Origin of the sequence: Apilactobacillus nanyangensis, assembly GCF_016861915.1 — a bacterium.
GTDB classification, from domain to species: Bacteria; Bacillota; Bacilli; order Lactobacillales; family Lactobacillaceae; genus Apilactobacillus; species Apilactobacillus nanyangensis.
This window is the reverse complement of the sequence record NZ_BOLX01000026.1, coordinates 1-3,260: the sequence shown is the minus strand read 5'-3', so window position 1 is coordinate 3,260 and position 3,260 is coordinate 1. Positions and strand designations below refer to the sequence as shown.

Genomic DNA, 3,260 nt, shown 5'->3' with positions numbered 1-3,260 from the left:
GCGCGGCAACGTCCTACCCTTGCAGAGGGCGATCCCTCAACTACTCTCGGCGTTTAGAAGCTTAACTTCTGTGTTCGGCATGGGAACAGGTGTATCCTTCTAGCTATCGCCACCACACTATTTATCTGAAAGAACTTCGTTCTCTCAAAACTAGATATTATTTATTTCTTCCGATTACTACCTTACTTGGTTAAGTCCTCGACCAATTAGTACTAGTCCGCTCCATACATCACTGCACTTCCACTTCTAGCCTATCTACCTAATCATCTCTTAGGGGTCTTACTTCCATAAAGGAATGGGAAATTTCATCTTGAGGTCGGTTTCACACTTAGATGCTTTCAGCGTTTATCTCATCCATACATAGCTACCCAGCGATGCCCCTGGCGGGACAACTGGTACACCAGCGGTATGTCCATCTCGGTCCTCTCGTACTAGAGACAGCTCCCCTCAAATTTCCTACGCCCGCGACGGATAGGGACCGAACTGTCTCACGACGTTCTGAACCCAGCTCGCGTACCGCTTTAATGGGCGAACAGCCCAACCCTTGGGACCAACTACAGCCCCAGGATGCGATGAGCCGACATCGAGGTGCCAAACCTCCCCGTCGATGTGAACTCTTGGGGGAGATAAGCCTGTTATCCCCAGGGTAGCTTTTATCCGTTGAGCGATGGCCCTTCCATACGGTACCACCGGATCACTAAGCCCGACTTTCGTCCCTGCTCGACCTGTCTGTCTCGCAGTCAAGCTCCCTTTTGCCTTTACACTCGAAGAATGATTTCCAACCATTCTGAGGGAACCTTTGGGCGCCTCCGTTACTGTTTAGGAGGCGACCGCCCCAGTCAAACTGCCAATCAGACACTGTCTCCCACCACGATAAGTGGTGCGGGTTAGAGTGTTAGCACAGCGAGGGTAGTATCCCAACAATGCCTCCACCGAAACTAGCGTCCCGGTTTCCACGGCTCCTACCTATCCTGTACAAGCTATGTCAACACCCAATATCAAATTACAGTAAAGCTCCATGGGGTCTTTCCGTCCTGTCGCGGGTAACCTGCTTCTTCACAGGTATCTCAATTTCACCGAGTCTCTCGTTGAGACAGTGCTCAGATCGTTACGCCTTTCGTGCGGGTCGGAACTTACCCGACAAGGAATTTCGCTACCTTAGGACCGTTATAGTTACGGCCGCCGTTTACTGGGGCTTCGTTTCTGGGCTTCGCCGAAGCTAACTCATCCACTTAACCTTCCAGCACCGGGCAGGCGTCAGCCCCTATACTTCATCTTACGATTTTGCAGAAACCTGTGTTTTTGATAAACAGTCGCCTGAGCCTTTTCACTGCGGCTGCACTTGCGTGCAGCACCCCTTCTCCCGAAGTTACGGGGTCATTTTGCCGAGTTCCTTAACGAGAGTTCACTCGCTCACCTTAGGATACTCTCCTTGACTACCTGTGTCGGTTTGCGGTACGGGTAGTTAATTACTCACTAGAAGCTTTTCTCGGTAGCGTGACATGGCCCACTTCTCTACTTTATTTCGATCCTCATCACAGCTTGTCAACACGGTAACAAGCATTTCACTCATTACCTGACTTACTGCTTGAACGCACATATCCAACAGTGCGCACAGGTTAGCCTTCTACGTCCCTCCATCGCTCAAACATAATTAACTAGTACAGGAATCTCAACCTGTTATCCATCGCCTACGCCTCTAGGCCTCGGCTTAGGTCCCGACTTACCCTGGGAGGACGAGCCTTCCCCAGGAAACCTTAGTCAATCGGTGGAATAGATTCTCACTATTCTTTCGCTACTCATACCGGCATTCTCACTTCTAAGCGCTCCAGCAGTCCTTACGGTCTACCTTCGTTGCCCTTAGAACGCTCTCCTATCACATGACTACGTCATGTCCACAATCTCGGTAATATGCTTAGCCCCGGTAAATTTTCGGCGCAGAATCACTCGACTAGTGAGCTATTACGCACTCTTTAAATGGTGGCTGCTTCTGAGCCAACATCCTAGTTGTCTATGCAACTCCACATCCTTTTCCACTCAGCATATATTTAGGGACCTTAATTGGTGGTCTGGGCTGTTCCCCTTTCGACGGTGGATCTTATCACTCATCGTCTGACTCCCGGACATATAAATCGATGGTATTCGGAGTTTATCTGAATTTAGTAACCCATGACGGGCCCCTCACCCAAACAGTGCTCTACCTCCATGATTCTAAGTCCGAGGCTAGCCCTAAAGCTATTTCGGAGAGAACCAGCTATCTCCAAGTTCGTTTGGAATTTCACCGCTACCCACATTTCATCCCAGCACTTTTCAACGTACACGGGTTCGGCCCTCCGGTGCGTTTTACCGCACTTTCAGCCTGAACATGGGTAGATCACCTGGTTTCGGGTCTATCCCAACATACTGTAACGCCCTATTCAGACTCGCTTTCGCTACGGCTCCGGACTTTTCGCCTTAACCTTGCATGTTAGCATAACTCGCCGGTTCATTCTACAAGAGGCACGCCATCACCCATTAACGGGCTCTGACTGCTTGTAGGCACATGGTTTCAGGAACTATTTCACTCCCCTTCCGGGGTGCTTTTCACCTTTCCCTCACGGTACTGGTTCACTATCGGTCACTAGGGAGTATTTAGCTTTGGGAGATGGTCCTCCCGGATTCCGACGACGTTTCACGTGTGTCGCCGTACTCAGGATCCTGAACTGAGGTTAATTGATTTCGCCTACGGGGCTATCACCCTGTATCGCTTAACTTCCCAGATAATTCGACTATCAATTAACTTGGTAACTCAAATGTTCAGTCCTACAACCCCAAAGAGCAAGCTCTTTGGTTTGAGCTGTTCCCCGTTCGCTCGCCGCTACTTAGGGAATCGAAATTTCTTTCTCTTCCTGTGGGTACTTAGATGTTTCAGTTCCCCACGTCTGCCCCCAAACTAGATATGTATTCTCTAGCTGGTGATAATCGATTAAGATTATCGAGTTTCCTCATTCGGAAATCTCCGGATCAAAGCTTACGTACAGCTCCCCGAAGCATATCGGTGTTAGTCCCGTCCTTCATCGGCTCCTAGTGCCAAGGCATCCACCATGCGCCCTTCATAACTTAACCTATTTCATCACTACGTGATGTTTGGTTAGTTGAGTATTTACGAATAAACTAATATTTTAAAACTCAAAATAACGCGGTGTTCTCGGTTGAAATTGTATTTTTATACAAATTCAATATAGAAATTAAATAATATCTAGTTTTCAAAGAACCAAGTA

The 3,260-nt window shown here is 48.6% G+C and carries 2 rRNA genes; both read right to left on the bottom strand.

Annotated elements, in window-relative coordinates:
• Window positions 1-117 (bottom strand): 5S ribosomal RNA (gene rrf / locus JUD45_RS06995).
• Window positions 118-186: 69 nt separating this feature from the next.
• Window positions 187-3,105, bottom strand: a 23S ribosomal RNA gene (locus JUD45_RS06990).
• Between the last annotated feature and the right edge of the window lie 155 nt (window positions 3,106-3,260).